At 38.2% G+C, this 14,264-nt stretch carries 11 protein-coding genes, 1 tRNA gene and 2 rRNA genes; all 14 read left to right on the top strand.

Annotated features, from left to right (window positions below; all coding sequences use genetic code 11):
* The first annotated feature begins 753 nt into the window (after window positions 1-753).
* Window positions 754-1,743 carry a Gfo/Idh/MocA family protein gene (locus NH288_RS07230; RefSeq protein ID WP_265214244.1) on the top strand — a complete coding sequence of 330 codons (990 nt, stop codon included), beginning with the start codon at window positions 754-756 and terminating at the stop codon, window positions 1,741-1,743.
* Between the two features lie 197 nt (window positions 1,744-1,940).
* Window positions 1,941-2,945: a PTS sugar transporter subunit IIB gene (locus NH288_RS07225; protein WP_265214242.1), complete on the top strand. Its 1,005-nt coding sequence runs from the start codon at window positions 1,941-1,943 to the stop codon at window positions 2,943-2,945.
* An 8-nt stretch (window positions 2,946-2,953) separates the two neighbouring features.
* Complete coding sequence (locus NH288_RS07220; RefSeq protein ID WP_106461054.1) at window positions 2,954-3,772, top strand: PTS mannose/fructose/sorbose transporter subunit IIC; 819 nt, start codon at window positions 2,954-2,956, stop codon at window positions 3,770-3,772.
* 9 nt (window positions 3,773-3,781) lie between these two features.
* On the top strand, window positions 3,782-4,720 hold the full coding sequence (locus tag NH288_RS07215; protein WP_106461053.1) for a PTS system mannose/fructose/sorbose family transporter subunit IID: 939 nt from the start codon (window positions 3,782-3,784) through the stop codon (window positions 4,718-4,720).
* Between the two features lies 1 nt (window position 4,721).
* Window positions 4,722-5,078 (top strand): DUF956 family protein, encoded by a 357-nt coding sequence (locus NH288_RS07210; RefSeq protein WP_265214239.1) that lies wholly within the window; start codon window positions 4,722-4,724, stop codon window positions 5,076-5,078.
* 153 nt (window positions 5,079-5,231) lie between these two features.
* The gene (locus tag NH288_RS07205) at window positions 5,232-5,621 is read left to right on the top strand and encodes a PH domain-containing protein (protein WP_265214237.1); all 390 of its coding nucleotides are present in this window, start codon (window positions 5,232-5,234) and stop codon (window positions 5,619-5,621) included.
* A gap of 215 nt (window positions 5,622-5,836) precedes the next feature.
* The gene (gene fusA, locus NH288_RS07200; RefSeq protein WP_265214235.1) at window positions 5,837-7,897 is read left to right on the top strand and encodes an elongation factor G; all 2,061 of its coding nucleotides are present in this window, start codon (window positions 5,837-5,839) and stop codon (window positions 7,895-7,897) included.
* Window positions 7,898-7,908: 11 nt separating this feature from the next.
* Entirely contained in the window at window positions 7,909-9,900 is a 1,992-nt protein-coding gene (locus tag NH288_RS07195; protein WP_265214233.1) for an alpha-amylase family glycosyl hydrolase, read from the top strand.
* The gene (locus tag NH288_RS07190; RefSeq protein ID WP_265214232.1) at window positions 9,900-10,424 is read left to right on the top strand and encodes a GDSL-type esterase/lipase family protein; all 525 of its coding nucleotides are present in this window, start codon (window positions 9,900-9,902) and stop codon (window positions 10,422-10,424) included. The genes NH288_RS07195 and NH288_RS07190 overlap by 1 nt, the downstream gene beginning before the upstream one ends.
* Entirely contained in the window at window positions 10,405-11,274 is an 870-nt protein-coding gene (locus NH288_RS07185; RefSeq protein WP_265214231.1) for a mechanosensitive ion channel family protein, read from the top strand. Before NH288_RS07190 ends, NH288_RS07185 begins: the two co-directional genes overlap by 20 nt.
* Window positions 11,261-11,488: a DUF951 domain-containing protein gene (locus tag NH288_RS07180; RefSeq protein WP_265214230.1), complete on the top strand. Its 228-nt coding sequence runs from the start codon at window positions 11,261-11,263 to the stop codon at window positions 11,486-11,488. Before NH288_RS07185 ends, NH288_RS07180 begins: the two co-directional genes overlap by 14 nt.
* A 480-nt stretch (window positions 11,489-11,968) precedes the next feature.
* Window positions 11,969-13,495: ribosomal RNA gene (locus NH288_RS07175) — 16S ribosomal RNA — on the top strand.
* Between the two features lie 93 nt (window positions 13,496-13,588).
* Window positions 13,589-13,664 (top strand) — tRNA-Ala (locus NH288_RS07170).
* A gap of 63 nt (window positions 13,665-13,727) precedes the next feature.
* Window positions 13,728-14,264: ribosomal RNA gene (locus tag NH288_RS07165) — 23S ribosomal RNA — on the top strand; the annotation flags it as partial.

Raw genomic sequence — 14,264 nt, 5'->3', positions numbered from 1 at the left:
CTGGTACAAAATCTATTATTTCAAATCTCGTCAGCTAAAAATTTAGATTCACTCCACTTCGTTTCGTTCAACAAAATTTTTGGACGCCGACTTGATTTGAAATAATTAACGATTTTAATTAAGTATATCTTAAAGTTCTATTCTCTAAACAACTAATCGCAAAGTTTGTCAAAGGAAGACGAGTCTTAAATCTACTTTGACGTTAATATTCTCTCAGAATACAGAACTATATCCCCAAAGGTCGGGAGATTTTGTAAATGGAGATGTCGTTAAAAAAATCTCCTGACGCACGAGTGAATATTAAATTTCTGTAACTACTAAGATGTAGGGTATATACAAAACATAAATTTGGACTAGATTGAGATTTTTAGGCATCGGAATGTCAAAACTAGTAAGAATTAGGATGGCTAAAACAAAGGATTATGCCTGCCAAGAGAGGCTTGCCGAAGGCAAGCTTCTGTTCATGCTCCCCGCTTTAGGGGCCGCCTGGGGGTGTAACGGGGAGGGGTTTAAGGGGAGGCCGATGAGGGACCATGCGGAAGGTCCCTTGGGCCTCCCCTTGAGACGGAGATTCAATAGTAAATAATAATCATTTAATAAAAGATAAAATAACGAAGAATTAAACCTCATAATAATATTGTCTTGGATAATAAAGTAGGGGTTTTAGGGGCAAGCCCCTAAAATAATTTTATATTGTATAAAAGTCTAGCTTTTTTGGGTATTAATATAACAATACTTAATGAAAGGATTTTTATGAAATTAGGAATTATTGGGGCTGGGAAAATTGTCCAGGAACAGCTCACTTTTTTAAATGATATAGATGGTATTGATCTTCTTGCTATTGCGGCTACTAGCCGTAGTGAGGAAAAACTCAAAGATTTATGCCGAAGATATGAAATTCATAAATATTACACTGATTATGAGAAGCTTCTAGCTGATGATGATGTTGAGGTTGTTTATGTAGCTCTTCCCAATAATCTCCACTATGAGGTTATGGATAAGGCCCTTGATTATGGCAAGGATATTATTTGCGAGAAGCCTTTTACTGCTGATATCAACCAGGCCCTTAAGATTTTTAGGAAGGCTGAAAAGAAAAATCTAATCGTCCTTGAAGCTATGAGTAACCGTTTTAATCCAAATGCTCTTGCTGTTAAGGAGAGGATAAAGGATTTGGGTAAGCTTAAGCTTGTTTCTTTCAATTATTCCCAATATTCATCTAGATATGATGCCTTTAAGAAGGGGGAGATTGCCCCGGCCTTTAGCCTTGGTCATGCTGGTGGGGCCCTCATGGATCTTAATGTTTATAATATTGATTATGTGATTAATCTTTTTGGAGTGCCAGAGGATGTTAAATATTTTCCAAATATTGAAAATTCTATTGATACTTCTGGAGTTATGGTGATGGATTATGGAGATTTTAAGGCTGTTTGTATAGGAGCTAAGGATTCTTCTGCAGAATTTTTAAATACTATCCAGGGAGAGTTGGGTACTATTACTATAAAGGATGCCTTAAATTCCTTCGATACAGCCGTAATTTCTGTTAAGGGTCAGGATGATGAGCTTTTAGAACTTGATGAGACTAAGTCTAGGCTTTTTTATGAATGGATTGACTTTTCTAAAATTATAAAAGACAGGGATTATAAAAAGGCTAACGACCTTGCTGATTTGACTTTGGCCACTGTCCAGGCTATAAATCAAGCTAGGATTGAAGCGGGCATATTTTTCCCATCTGATGAGAATTAGTTGTTAAAAATTTGTTTAATTTAAATGAATTATGTTATAATTAACATGAGGTTTATTGGACAGATTTAAGATATTATGTGTATTTTAAAAGGTTCTAGAGGTTTTAAGTTTTGGAATCGGTGATTTAGGATTAAATCAGTTTTTATAACTGTTTAATAAATCAAAATATTTGTATTTTATACAAGAAAGGAGTTATTATGGTAGGAATTATCCTAGCAAGCCACGGGGCCTTTGCTGAGGGTATTAAGGAATCTGCTCAAATGATTTTTGGAAATCAAGATAAGTTTGAAGCGGTTGTTCTTAAACCTTCTATGGGGCCAGATGACTTTAGGGCAAATCTAGAAGCTGCTATCGAAAAACTCGATTGCGATGAAGTTTTGTTCCTATGCGACCTTTGGGGAGGTACCCCATTTAACCAATCTTCTGCTGTTCTTGATGGACACGAAGATAAGTGGGCTATTGTCGCAGGTCTTAACCTTCCAATGGTTATAGAGGCTCTTAGCGAGAGATTTACTGAAGAATCTGCTCATAAGATTGCAACTACAATCATTACATCTGCTAAGGAGGGCATCAAGGCTAAGCCTGATAGCCTAAATCCTGTTGAAAAGGCAGCTGAGGGTGAGGCTAAGACAGATAGCGAAGTAGAAAAGAAGATGGTAGGTGGAACTATTCCTGAGGGTACTGTTCTTGGTACAGGTGAAATCGATATACCTGTTGCAAGAATTGATACTAGGCTTTTACATGGTCAAGTTGCAAGTAACTGGACTAAGGCTATAAGGCCTGACAGGATTATTGTTGTATCTGACAATGTTGCTCACGATGCTCTTCGTAAGCAAATGATTATGGAGGCTGCTCCTCCAGGAGTTCACGCTCACGTTGTCCCTATCAAGAAGATGAAAGAGATTCAAGATGACCCAAGATTTGGGGCTACTCGTGCCTTGCTTCTATTTGAAAAACCTCAAGAGGTTTTAGAATTCTTGGAAATGGGTGGTAAGCTTGATACTGTAAACATCGGATCTATGGCTCACTCTAAGGGCAAAGTTGTTGTTACAAATGTACTTGCCATGGACAAGGACGATGTTGAAACTCTTGAGAAGATTAAGTCAATGGGTGTTAAGTACGATGTAAGAAAAGTACCAGCTGACAGCCCAGAAAATTACGAATCTATTATCAAAAAAGCTAAAAGCGAATTAAATATGTAGGAGAAATTATGAGTATTTTTAATATTATTTTAATCGGCCTAGTAGCTTTCCTAGCTGGTTGTGAAGGTATTTTGGACCAATTCCAATTCCACCAACCACTTGTTGCTTGTACCCTTATAGGTCTTGTAACAGGCCATCTTAGAGAAGGTATTATACTTGGCGGTTCACTTCAAATGATTGCCCTAGGTTGGGCAAATATCGGTGCTGCGGTAGCTCCAGATGCGGCTTTGGCATCAGTTGCTTCAGCTATTATCATGGTTTTAGCCCTAGAAGGTGGAACAGCTGATCCAACTACAGCTATTAACACTTCTATAACCCTTGCTATTCCTCTATCAGTAGCAGGTTTATTCCTTACAATGCTTGCCAGAACTCTAGCTATTCCATTAGTTCACGGTATGGATGCTGCAGCAGAAAATGCTGACTTTGGCAAAATTGAAACCCTTTCATGGATAGCAGTAGCTATGCAAGGTCTTCGTATCCTTGTCCCAGCTCTAGCACTATGCTTTATCCCACCAGCAGCTGTAACAGAAGCTCTTAATAGGATGCCAGAATGGCTAACAGGTGGTATGGCAGTAGGCGGCGGCATGGTAGCAGCTGTAGGTTATGCTATGGTTATCAATATGATGAGTACAAAAGAAACCTGGCCATTCTTTGCCCTAGGTTTTGTACTTGCTGCAATTCCAAACCTAACCCTAATTGCTCTAGGTGTTATAGGTTGCGTACTAGCAGTAGTATACATGACCCTAAAACAACTAGCTACATCTAATAGTGGAAGTGGTAATGCCGGAAGCGGTGACCCACTTGGCGATATAATCAATGATTATTAAGGAGAAGCTATGACTGATAAAACAATAAATAATGAGAAAAAAATAAGTCTTTCAAGATCTGCTCGTGTTAAGGTTTGGTGGAGACACCAATTCCTACAAGGATCTTGGAACTATGAAAGAATGCAAAATGGTGGTTGGGCTTTCTCTATAATTCCTGCCATCAAAGAACTTTACAAAGATAAAAAAGACCAAGCTGATGCCCTTAAGCGTCACCTAGAATTTTATAATACCCACCCATACGTATCAAGCCCAGTAATGGGTGTAACCCTAGCTATGGAAGAAGAAAGAGCTAATGGTACACCAATCGAAGATGCGGCAATAAACGGTGTTAAGGTAGGTATGATGGGACCTCTTGCAGGTGTAGGAGATCCAGTATTCTGGTTTACCTTTAGACCAATCATAGGTGCCCTTGGTGCATCTCTTGCCCTAACAGGTTCTCCTTTAGGTCCACTTTTATTCTTTATTCTTTGGAATGCCCTAAGAATGATATTTGAATGGCAAACCCAAGAGCTAGGCTATAAGGCTGGTAATGAAATAACAAAAGACCTTTCAGGCGGTGTCCTTGGTAGGATTACAACCATGGCATCAATTTTAGGTATGTTTATAGTAGGTGCCCTAGTACAAAGATGGGTATCAATCAAATTTGCCCTAGATGTATCAGCTGTTCAACAACAACCAGGTTCATACATTGACTGGGCAGCCCTACCAGCAGGAGCTGAAGGAATCCAAGCGGCCCTTAAACAATTTTCAGCAATAGGACCAACAGCCCTAGATCCAGTAAAAGTCACAACTTTACAACAAAACTTGGACTCACTAATACCTGGTCTAGTACCACTTCTACTAACCCTAGGTATTTGTAAATTACTAAAGAAAAATGTTTCTCCAATTACAATAATCTTAGCCCTATTTGTAATCGGTGTAATAGCTAAATTCTTTAGAATAATGTAAGATGATTCAAAGCCAAAATTCAAAAGTCGATCTTAAGATAAAGGCTAATCTATTGGGAGGTCTCCTCAGCAGGGGGGACCTCCTTATAGGTAATAAGGCAATAGAATATTATAACGAAAGAGATGTAAGAGATTTTATACAGATTCCCTATAAGGAAATAAAGCTCATAACAGCATCGGTAATACTTGATAAGAAAATAACCAGATTTGCCATTCACACCAAGGCAAACGGCGATTTTATCTTCAACACCAAAGACAACAAAAAAGTCTTAAGGGCTATAAATAAGTATTTGCCGGATGATAAATTAAGAAAATCCCTTACAGTCATGGATTATTTAAAGAAAATATTTAAAAGATAGGTCCTAATCGGGCTTAGACTGGGGATAAAGTAGATGAAAAGCACAAACTCATCTACTTTTTCTATGCAATAGATAATAAGTATTTATATACAAAACAAGTAAGCAAGATAAAAACGGGTATATATATCTAAAAGATATATTTAAGGAGATATTATGGCAACAATTAGTACAGGTCTTTGGGGAGATTCTAACACTTTTAACCTAAAAGAGATTGACTCATCTAAGGTAAGAAGTGAGCTTTTAGATTTTTTTGTTGATGGAGAGGAAATCATATCGGCCTTTGAGACAATTAGAGATCAGGTTGTTTTTTCTAATAAGAGGATTCTTGTCGTCAATGTTCAAGGAATTACCGGCAAAAAAAGAGCTTATATTTCTTATCCTTATTCAAAGATCCAATATTTTGGTGTTGAAACTGCAGGTGTTTTGGATATTGATAGTGAGCTTTTCCTTGCCTTTAATGATGGCAGGTCTCTTTCGTTTGACTTTAAAACTAGCGTTGATATAGTCAGTATCTCAAAGGTTATAAGCTCATATGTACTTTAAGAACTAGTGAGTACAAATTGTGTACCCATTAAGAATTTATTTTAAAATAAATTCTAAAATCCCTTTTGTAGCTCTAAGGCTGTGGGGCTTTTTTTATCAATAAAGTGAAAACATTTTCTCAAAGGGGTAGAAATTTATTAGAAGTTATTATATAATTATAGTATAAAAATAAAAATGGACATAAAATTAACAACAAGTCCAAGAAGGAGCAATATATGAAAAACTATAATACATCTAAGATCAGGAATCTCGCCTTGGTAGGGCATTCGGGAGCCGGTAAAACTTCACTTACTGAATCCCTTTTATTTAAAACTGGTGTTATCGATAAAAAGGGAAAAGTAGAATCTGGAAATACAGTTTCAGACTACGAAAAACAAGAGAAAAAGAGAAATATTTCCCTACAAACATCAATTATTCCGATAGAATACAACGATTATAAATTAAATTTCATAGATTCTCCAGGATTTTTTGACTTTGAGGGTGAAGTATTGCAGGCTCTAAGGGCAGCAGAATCAGCTCTCTTTGTAATAGATGGTGAAAAGGGCATAGAAGTTGGTACAGAAAAATATTGGAAATATACTCAAAAAATTAATTTACCTTCCATTTTTTTTGTAAACAAACTTGATAAGGAAAACGCTAATTTTAATAAGGTTGTAAGTGATCTTCACATAGAATTTGGCAAAAACATCATTCCTCTAACCCTAATGCTTGGCGAAGGTGAAGAATATGAGGGCATCATAGATGTCATGGATAAAAAAGCTTACACCTATCACAATGATGAAAAGGCTGAAGCAGAAATTCCAGAAATAAGAATGGCAGAAGTTGAAGAAGTTTACAACCAAGTCATAGAAGCTGTAGCTGAAAGTGATGACGCTCTAATGGAAAAATTCTTTGAAGGCGAAGAATTCTCAGAAGCAGAAATTAGAGAAGGTCTATCAAAGGCAATCCTAAATGGTAAGGTAGTTCCACTTATAGCAGGTTCTACAGAAAAAATGATAGGTCTAACAAGCCTACTTGACTGCATAATCAAATACATGCCAGCAATCGATGATGAAGCGGCTAATATTGGTTTTAGGGTAGCAGATGGCTATGAGGCTTTTGAAGCAAAAGAAGATGCACCATTTTCTGCAGTAGTATTTAAGACCCTTGCAGACCCATTCTTAGGAAAGATTTCAATCTTTAAGGTTCTATCAGGTTCAATTTCAAAAGATGACAAGCTTTATAATGCAAGCAAAGATAGAGATGAAAAGATAGCTTCACTATTCTACCTAAGAGGAAATGAACAAATTAAAACAGATAAGGTCGTAGCTGGTGATATAGGAGCCTTTGCTAAACTAGAAGCAACTTCTACTGGCGATACACTTTGCTCTAAAGAAAACAAAATCCTTTATAAACAAGTTAAATATCCAAAACCAGTCCTATTTTACGCAATAAAGGCTGTAAGCCGTGCTGATGAAGATAAGATTTCTGAAGCCCTACAAAAACTAGCTGAAGAAGATCCAAGCTTTAACAACGAGATGAATAGAGAAACAAGTCAACAAGTCCTATCAGGTCTTGGCAATGTTCAGCTTGAAGTAATAATGGATAAGCTAAAAGATAATTACTCTGTAAATACAGAAATAGTAGAATATAGAATCCCTTATAGAGAAACAATCAAGGGCAAATCAGATGTTCAAGGTAAACACAAAAAACAATCCGGTGGTGCAGGCCAATATGGTGATGTATTTATCAGATTTGAACCAACAGAAGAAGACTTCGTCTTTGATGAAGAAGTATTCGGTGGAGCAGTTCCTAAAAACTACTTCCCAGCTGTAGAAAAAGGTCTAGAGGAATCTCTACTAGAAGGCCCATTAGCAGGCTTTAAGGTAACAGGCGTAAAGGCAACCCTTTATGATGGCTCTTACCACCCAGTAGATTCTAACGAACAAGCCTTCAAAACTGCAGCAAGAATAGCCTTCAAAAAAGGTATAGAAGAAGCAGACCCAATCTTATTAGAACCTGTAATGGCTCTTGAAATCAATGTTCCAGACGCTAACATGGGTGATGTAATGGGAGATATGAATAAGAGACGTGGTAGAATCTTAGGCATGGAACCACAAGAAGATGGTAGCCAAATAATCAAAGCAGAAGCACCACTTTCAGAAGTTCTAACCTACGCAATAGACCTAAGAAGCCAAACATCAGCAAGAGGAAGCTTCTCAATGGACTTTGTAAGATATGAAGAGGTTCCAAAAGAAATAACCCAAAAAGTAATAGAAAATTACAAGAAAGACTAAGAGGAAATACTATGGCAAGATGGGAAATACTCGATATTGACCCTTATTTGAGTGATTATGAAAATGATATTAATCTAAGGATGGATCGATTACAAGAGCAAAAAAATAGGTTTTTAGCAGATGGCAAATCACTTAAAGATTTTGCCAATGCCCACAATTATTACGGCTTCCACAAGGTAAAGGGAGGCTGGATATATAGAGAATGGGCTCCAAATGCTGACGGTCTTTATATAATAGGAGATTTTAATGGATGGGATAAGCACTCCCATCCTCTCCATAAAATAAATGACGAAGATTGGGAAATCTTTGTCGAAGGAATCAGGACAATCCCACACAAATCAAGGATAAAAGTACTAGTAGATGCAAATGGTAGATTATCAGAAAGAATACCACTTTATTCAAGAAGGGTCGAAAGAAATGAAAATCTTGACTATGCTATGGTTCTAGAAAATCCAAGAAAAGAATTTGAGTGGACAGACCAAGATTTTGAAATAAAAAAGGACAATCCACTAATTTATGAAGCCCACATAGGAATGGCAGGTGAAGAAGGCAAGGTATCATCCTACAAAGAATTTGAAAAATATATCTTGCCAAGAATACAAAAGGCAGGCTATGATACAGTTCAACTTATGGCTATAGCCGAACATCCATACTATGGATCATTTGGCTATCAAGTATCAAATTTCTTTGCACCATCTTCCTGGTATGGGGAAAATAACGACCTAAAGAGCCTAATAAACACAGCTCACCAAATGGGTTTAAATGTGATAATGGACCTAGTTCATTCCCACTCAGTCAAAAATACAGCTGAAGGTATCAATGAATTTGACGGAACCGACTATCAATTTTTCCATGCAGGCGGAGAAGGTGACCATCCAGACTGGGATTCCAAGCTTTTTGATTATCACAAGGCAGGAGTAAATCACTTCCTTCTATCAAATGTTAAATATTGGCTAGAAGAATATCACTTCGATGGTTTTAGGTTTGACGGAGTCACCTCCATGATCTATAGAGATCACGGCAGGGGAGAAGCTTTTGATAATTATGGCAAATATTTCTCAATGAATACAGACATAGATGCCTTAAATTACCTACAAATGGCCAACGAATTAATCAGAGAAATTAAACCAAATGCTATAACCATAGCAGAAGATATGTCAGGTATGCCAGGTATGTGTTTGCCAGTAAGCCAGGGCGGTATAGGATTTGATTATAGGCTAGCGATGGGAATGCCAGATTTCTGGGAAAAAGCCCTAGAGAAAAATGACTACGATTGGAACCTATCCAACATGTGGTACGAACTAACAACCCACAGACCAAATGAAAAAAGAATAGGCTATGTAGAAAGTCACGACCAAGCCCTAGTAGGTTCAAAAACCACCATCTTCAGGCTAGCAGATAAGGAAATGTACGATTCTATGTCCAAAGACAGCCATAATCTAATCATAGACAGGGCCATAGCCCTCCACAAGATGATAAGATGGATAACCATATCAATGGGAACAGATGGTTACCTAAACTTCATGGGCAATGAATTTGGTCATCCAGAATGGATAGACTTCCCAAGAGAAGGCAACGGCTTCTCCTATCATTACGCACGTCGTATGTGGTCTCTATCCGATGCAGATTATCTAAAATACCAATATCTAAACGAATTTGATAGGGCCATGATAGAATTTGTTAAGGAATACCATCAATTAGGCAAAACAACCTATAGGCTATGGCTGGATAACGATAGAAAAATTATAGCCTTCAGAAATGGAGACCTAGTCTACCTATTTAATTTTCACCCAACAGATTCCTACGAATCCTTCCACCTACCAATCCATGATATAGGAGAATTTAAAGTTCTAATGGACTCAGACGAATTTAGATTTGGTGGTTTTGGCAGAATAAGTCACGATTACACATACACAACAGAAAAACTTCCGGGCACTGACTATGATGGCATAAAAATCTATATACCATCAAGAACAGCCCTAGTCTTAAAAAAGGTCAAATAATGAAAATAGTCGCATTAGGAGATTCTTTTACCCTAGGCTACTTAGTAGAAGAAAAATCATACACCCGCTTTTTACAAAAGGCGGGTTTTGAAATTAAAAACCTTGGAGTAAATGGGTCGACAACAGAAGAGATGTTAAATAGATACAAGAGATATCAAAAATTAAAAGAAAAAGAAGATCTACTAATAATATTTGGTGGGACCAATGACTTTATGAATGGTAAAAGCCTCGAGTTTGTAGAAGAGAATCTAAAAAGTATACTAAATATATCTCAGGCAAGAAAAACGATGCTAATAAGCCCTCCTTATATAGAAGAAGAAAAAATCTTCAGCTTCTATGAAGGAGTCAATAGGAAAATAAAGGCCTTAGAAGAAAAAGTTCATGGGGCAGATTACTATATAAGGGCAAGCCAAATTGATGGACATTACTTAGATGGAATCCACCTAGCAAGCGACTTTCATCAAAATCTAGCTAGAGAAATAGAAAAAATCCTAGGAGAAAAAATTGACAGAAACAGCAAATGAGCAAATAGCAGATACTCTAGAAAAAACACCATTCATATCAGAATTAGTCAAAAATCAGTTGGTCCTAAAATTAACATCAACACTGATAATGATATTAATAGGGCTAGTTTTTCTGAAAATAGCAAGAAAATTAATAGACAAACTAATAGAAAGTGAAAGGTCAGGGAAAATTGCCAACAAGTCGAAAATAAAAACTGCAGGCAACCTCCTCTACTCAATAATAAAAACAATAGTTGTTTTTGTAGTACTTATAGGAATATTAGATGGTCTAGGAATAAATACCTCAGCACTCATAGCTACAGCAGGAGTTGGAGGTCTAGCCATAGCCTTCGCATCACAATCTATAATCAGCGACTTTATAAAAGGAGCCTTTATAATAATAGATGATAAGATAAGAGTAGGAGAATGGATACAGACAGCAAGTGCAGAAGGAGAAGTAGAAGAGCTAAACCTAAGAACAACAAAAATAAGAGACTTCAACGGGTCAATCCACATAATCCCAAACTCCCAAATAGAAAAAGTTCAAAACTTTAACAGAGGGCCGGCTAAATCAGATGTAAGCTTCAGACTATCCTATGACACGGACCTAAAAGAAGCAAAAGAAATAATAGAAAAAGTATCAAAAGAACTAAAAAATAGCGAATATAAAAAAGACTTTATAGAGGACTTTAGCTTTTTTGAAATAAACAGTTTTGATGAATTCTCTTATAAAGTAAGAATGCTAGCGGAAGTCAAAGCAGGAAGCCAATGGGCTATAGCAAGAAAAGCAAGAGAGCTAATAAAATTAGAGATGGAAAAAAGAGGGGTAAAAGCAAGCTTAGTGGGGTACGAAACAAATGAAAAAATATAAATTAGATGACATAATAACCCTAAAAAAGGGCCATCCATGTGGAGAAAACCTCTGGCAAATCGAAAGAGTAGGAGCAGACATCAAGCTAAGGTGTACAGGCTGTGATAAAATAATATGGATGAAAAGATTAGAATTTGATAAAAGAATCAGAAAAATAAAAGATAAAAATGGAAAAATGGTATCAATAGTAAACTATGAACCAGAAGAAGATTAATTAAGTAAGCCCTCCTTAAGGAGGGTTTTTCATTATAGAAAAAGATAAAGGATAAAAAATCATATATATAAGGAAGCAAAAATAAATAGGTAAAAAAATACAAAAAAAATTTGACAAAGAGAAAAATAGATGTTATAGTATTAAATGTCGGTGCGACAGGAACTAATCGCCAAGATAAAAAAATCATAAAAAAATGAAAAGAAGTCTTGACAAGATAAAAAACCTGTGGTACTATATAATAGTCAGCACGATAAATGCTGAGACATGAACCAGAAATGCTAAGACATTTCATATAAATTAAATATCAATGGTTTTTGTAGCTATTTAAAATAGCAAAACAAAAACTTTAAAGAATAACAACTATAACCTAGTTAAATTTCTTTACAGTAAATGATTCTTGATATACAAGAATAAATCACGCATTTGATTAAGTCAGATGTAAATGAATAAGAGTCTTGATCTAAGACTTTCATACAATTTTTTTATGAGAGTTTGATCCTGGCTCAGGATTAACGCTGGCGGCGTGCATAACACATGCAAGTCGAACGATGAAACTTAATTGATCTCTTCGGAGTGATTTTAAGTGGATTAGTGGCGGACGGGTGAGTAACGCGTGAGTAACCTGCCTTAGAGATGGGGATAGCCTCTGGAAACGGAGAATAATACCCAATGATACCAAGCTATCGCATGGTAGCCTGGTCAAAGATTTATCGCTCTAAGATGGACTTGCGTCTGATTAGCTAGTTGGTGAGATAATGGCTCACCAAGGCAACGATCAGTAGCCGGCTTGAGAGAGTGTACGGCCACATTGGGACTGAGACACGGCCCAGACTCCTACGGGAGGCAGCAGTGGGGAATTTTGCACAATGGGGGAAACCCTGATGCAGCGACGCCGCGTGATTTAGAAGGCCTTCGGGTTGTAAAAATCTTTTGTATAGGAAGAAAATGACAGTACTATACGAATAAGGACCGGCTAATTACGTGCCAGCAGCCGCGGTAATACGTAAGGTCCGAGCGTTGTCCGGAATCATTGGGCGTAAAGGGTACGTAGGCGGGTAAGCAAGTTAGAAGTGAAATCCTATAGCTCAACTATAGTAAGCTTTTAAAACTGCTCATCTTGAGGTATGGAAGGGAAAGTGGAATTCCTAGTGTAGCGGTGAAATGCGCAGATATTAGGAGGAATACCGGTGGCGAAGGCGACTTTCTGGCCATAACCTGACGCTGAGGTACGAAAGCGTGGGTAGCAAACAGGATTAGATACCCTGGTAGTCCACGCCGTAAACGATGAGTGTTAGGTGTCTGGAGTAAATCTGGGTGCCGCAGCTAACGCATTAAACACTCCGCCTGGGGAGTACGCACGCAAGTGTGAAACTCAAAGGAATTGACGGGGACCCGCACAAGCAGCGGAGCATGTGGTTTAATTCGACGCAACGCGAAGAACCTTACCAAGTCTTGACATATTACGGCGGGAGCTAGAGATAGTTCCTTACTTCTTCGGAAGACTGTAATACAGGTGGTGCATGGTTGTCGTCAGCTCGTGTCGTGAGATGTTGGGTTAAGTCCCATAACGAGCGCAACCCCTATTGTTAGTTACCATCATTAAGTTGGGGACTCTAACGATACTGCCGGTGACAAACCGGAGGAAGGTGGGGATGACGTCAAATCATCATGCCCTTTATGACTTGGGCTACACACGTGCTACAATGGCAGGTACACAGAGCAGCAAGACAGCGATGTCAAGCAAATCTCAAAAAGCCTGTCCCAGTTCGGATTGCACTCTGCAACTCGAGTGCATGAAGTTGGAGTTGCTAGTAATCGTGGATCAGAATGCCGCGGTGAATGCGTTCCCGGGTCTTGTACACACCGCCCGTCACACCATGGAAGTTGGCAATACCCGAAGCCTGTGAGCGAACCTTTTGGACGCAGCAGTCGAAGGTAGGGTCAGTAACTGGGGTGAAGTCGTAACAAGGTAGCCGTATCGGAAGGTGCGGCTGGATCACCTCCTTTCTAAGGATGAGGAGAGGGTACGCTCTCTCCTCACACGGAAACAAAAACAAAAACCATTGATATACAATTTGGTTCAAAGCCAAATAAAAATATGGGGATATAGCTCAGCTGGGAGAGCACCTGCCTTGCACGCAGGGGGTCAAGAGTTCGAATCTCTTTATCTCCACCATGCAAATTCTCAAGCGAATTTGCAAAAAAGAACCATAAAAACTAAATAGCAAACAATATTTCCAGTCAAGAAAGAAAGGGCGCAAGGTGGATGCCTTGGCACATGAAGGCGACGAAGGACGTAAGTGAACGAAAACTAGGGTAAGCTCACAAAAAGCATTGACCCCTAGGTCTCCGAATGGGGAAACCCGGCTGTGGAAGACACAGTCATCATTAAGTGAATACATAGCTTAATGAAGCAAGACCCTGTGAACTGAAACATCTAAGTAACAGGAGGAAAAGAAAGAAAACTCGATTTTCCTAGTAGCGGCGAGCGAAAAGAAAAGAGCCTAACTCATTAAGGATCATATTTAATTAGCAGAATCATTTGGGAAGATGAACCAAAGAAAGTGATAGTCTTGTACGCGACAGTTAAATATGGACAGAGGGAAAGTAGCACCGGACACGAGGAATCCGTTGTGAAGATAGGGGGCCCATCCCCTAAGGCTAAATACTAACATGTGACCGATAGTGAACAAGTACCGTGAGGGAAAGGTGAAAAGAACCCCGAAAGGGGAGTGAAATAGAACCTGAAACCTAGCGCCTACAAGCAGACAGAGCA

The sequence above is a fragment of the Anaerococcus sp. NML200537 genome (genome assembly GCF_026131715.1).
Classification (GTDB): domain Bacteria; phylum Bacillota; class Clostridia; order Tissierellales; family Peptoniphilaceae; genus Anaerococcus; species Anaerococcus kampingae.
Note: the sequence above shows the minus strand (reverse complement) of the source record. Positions and strands in the feature narration are given on the sequence as shown.

What these genes read in the sequence shown, in the direction of transcription:
- NH288_RS07230 (WP_265214244.1), top strand. Translation starts at nt 754, where the DNA reads ATGAAATTAGGAATTATTGGGGCTGGGAAAATTGTCCAGGAACAGCTC.
- NH288_RS07225 (WP_265214242.1), top strand. Translation starts at nt 1,941, where the DNA reads ATGGTAGGAATTATCCTAGCAAGCCACGGGGCCTTTGCTGAGGGTATT.
- NH288_RS07220 (WP_106461054.1), top strand. Translation starts at nt 2,954, where the DNA reads ATGAGTATTTTTAATATTATTTTAATCGGCCTAGTAGCTTTCCTAGCT.
- NH288_RS07215 (WP_106461053.1), top strand. Translation starts at nt 3,782, where the DNA reads ATGACTGATAAAACAATAAATAATGAGAAAAAAATAAGTCTTTCAAGA.
- NH288_RS07210 (WP_265214239.1), top strand. Translation starts at nt 4,722, where the DNA reads ATGATTCAAAGCCAAAATTCAAAAGTCGATCTTAAGATAAAGGCTAAT.
- NH288_RS07205 (WP_265214237.1), top strand. Translation starts at nt 5,232, where the DNA reads ATGGCAACAATTAGTACAGGTCTTTGGGGAGATTCTAACACTTTTAAC.
- fusA (WP_265214235.1), top strand. Translation starts at nt 5,837, where the DNA reads ATGAAAAACTATAATACATCTAAGATCAGGAATCTCGCCTTGGTAGGG.
- NH288_RS07195 (WP_265214233.1), top strand. Translation starts at nt 7,909, where the DNA reads ATGGCAAGATGGGAAATACTCGATATTGACCCTTATTTGAGTGATTAT.
- NH288_RS07190 (WP_265214232.1), top strand. Translation starts at nt 9,900, where the DNA reads ATGAAAATAGTCGCATTAGGAGATTCTTTTACCCTAGGCTACTTAGTA.
- NH288_RS07180 (WP_265214230.1), top strand. Translation starts at nt 11,261, where the DNA reads ATGAAAAAATATAAATTAGATGACATAATAACCCTAAAAAAGGGCCAT.